Annotated in this window: 2 protein-coding genes; both read left to right on the forward strand. The window is 70.3% G+C overall.

Going from position 1 to position 1,487, the window contains the following annotated elements; genetic code table 11:
* On the forward strand, nucleotides 1-322 hold a 322-nt coding region (locus tag Q1K57_RS13950), incomplete at its 5' end, for an SCO6880 family protein (RefSeq protein ID WP_366525381.1).
* A partial coding sequence (locus tag Q1K57_RS13955; protein WP_300083648.1) for an ATP-binding protein occupies nucleotides 319-1,487 on the forward strand: 1,169 nt, incomplete at its 3' end. The genes Q1K57_RS13950 and Q1K57_RS13955, both read left to right, overlap by 4 nt.

Genomic DNA, 1,487 nt, shown 5'->3' on the forward strand with positions numbered 1-1,487 from the left:
CGGCGAATGGGCCGCCGACATGGGCGAAGGCCTCCGCGGCCGGCTCCAGATCCGGCAACGCTCACGCGACCGCGCCAACGTCACCCGCGCCCACCGCCTCGACGCGAAACTCGCCTCCGGCCACGCCCTCACCCGCCCCTACGCCGTCGCGTGCGTCACCGTCGCCAAGACCATGCGAGTCGCCGAGTTCGGACGCCGCCTCGACGCGTCCATCCGACGCGCCGGCTTCGCACCCCTGCGCCTCGACCTCGCTCAGGACGCCGGTTTCGCCGCAGCCACCCTGCCCATCGGACTTGGGCTGACCAGGAAGGCCGACGAATGAGGACGCCGCCCCGCGGGCGTTCCACCGCCCAACTGCTCGCCGACTTCGGCCACGACCTGCCCACCAAACCCGAACCCGAGCGGCCCGGCAAGGAGCCGTACCTGTTCCACGCGTCGCCGCGCCACGGCCGGCGGCGTCCGGGTAGGGGTTGGAACCCCGCCCGCACCCCGGTCGTCCAGTACCGGATGACCAGCGACCAGGCGGCTGCGTGGTGGCCGTTCATCGCTAACCCGCCCCTGCCTCCCACCGGCGCGCAGATCGGCATCGACGAACTCTCCGGGGGCAGCTTCTACGCCGACCCGCTCGGCTGGGTGCTCGACGACACCGTCCCGGTCACCAACCCGAACGTGATCACGTTCGGCAAGCCGGGCGGGGGCAAGTCGACCAACACCAAGAACTTCGCCACCCTGATGATGGACTTCGGTTACAAGGTGTTCGTCCTCGGCGACCCGAAGGACGAGTACGAACCCTTGTGTCGCGCGTTCGGCGTCCAACCCTTCGCCGTCGGACCGGGCATGAGCGCCCGCATCAACCCCCTCGACTTCGGCCCCCTGGGTGACGGGTGGGACACCCTCGACCGGGTCGAAGCCCAACGCCGGGCCGGGATCATCTTCCGGCGTTGGCTCACCCTGATCCGCGGGCTGGTCGGCTCCCAGTTCGTGGGCGAGCAACGCGTCCCGTTCGGTCCCACCGACGCCCGCGTCGTCGAGGCCGCCCTCGCCCAACTGACCGGCTACCTCGACGGTCACCACACCCTGCACGTGACCACCATCCCCGCACTGTGGCAGCTGCTCGCCAATCCCACCGACCAACTCGTCACCGAATGCCGGTACGCGTCGACCCGGCAGTTCCTCGACGAGACCCGGCTCCTGCGGGACGCCCTCGGCCAACTGGTCACCGGGGCACTGGCCGGCCTGTTCGACGCCCCGACCACCATCGCCGTCGACTGGTCGGCCCCCATCCAGTCGTTCTCCCTGTCCCGCCTCGAACCCCTCGGCGACGAGGCCATGGGCATCGCGCTGACCTGCCTGTCCTCGTGGGGACGCGCCATGCGCGAGATCAAGGCCCCCGGCGACCTGCGGATCAACATCCGCGACGAGATGTGGAAGCAGATGCGCCTCGGACTCGAAGCCGTCAAGAGCCTGGACGCCGACATGCGCTTCTC

This window comes from Propioniciclava sp. (genome assembly GCF_029977985.1).
Lineage (GTDB): Bacteria > Actinomycetota > Actinomycetes > Propionibacteriales > Propionibacteriaceae > Propioniciclava.